Raw genomic sequence first — 667 nt, 5'->3', positions numbered from 1 at the left:
TCGACGCGACGACGACGCGGATGCGGGCGGCGAGACACTAGCGCCTGTTCACATTCTCACCTGCTGGCCAAAGGCGCACACCAGCTGCGCCTCCTCCGGCCTGCGCTTGCCGCAGTGGCTCAGCGCCATATTTTCGTGCGCCCCCCGCGCCGCTGGCGGCAAATAGCGCTCGCATGGTACGGAGTCGCTGTGGAAAACATCAGAGTACTGACACCCCGTTCCACAGCGCCGCTACATCCGAGTCTTTGCAACTCAATCCGGCTATCAAAGCCTAAGGCGCCCCACCACTTACCCACGAGCACTGATTTTTAGCGTATTGGCAGCTGCCGAACTCATCTCTTCGTTGGCCACGAATACGATAAGTGCATCTCCATCATTGAGCTTTCCAATCTGTGCGCGCAGTCGCTCGTCGACGCGCTCAATGGAATCAAGAACCACGATTCTAATTTCACCACGTGTCTGGATGTCGTCAAGGTCACTCAGTCTGGTGACACCATCCCCATAGCGAATATCGACGAGAACCTCTCCGCATGGGAAGCTGCATATGCGAGTTTGGCTGTTGGCTCCGGGGTTGGAAACAAGCTTCTGGGGCATTGTAGGTATCTCAAGTTCTGGCGTATCGCCTTTCATAATCGACGACGGGAGAAAACGCTCGCGACGGTTTGGC

The 667-nt window shown here is 56.8% G+C and carries 1 protein-coding gene; it reads right to left on the bottom strand.

Annotated features, from left to right (window positions below):
- Positions 1–288: 288 nt before the first annotated feature.
- A partial coding sequence (locus tag AB4Y42_RS44125) for a hypothetical protein (RefSeq protein WP_368697881.1) occupies positions 289–667 on the bottom strand: 379 nt, incomplete at its 5' end.

It is taken from the genome of Paraburkholderia sp. EG286B (genome assembly GCF_040965655.1).
Classification (GTDB): domain Bacteria; phylum Pseudomonadota; class Gammaproteobacteria; order Burkholderiales; family Burkholderiaceae; genus Paraburkholderia.
Note: the sequence above shows the minus strand (reverse complement) of the source record. Positions and strands in the feature narration are given on the sequence as shown.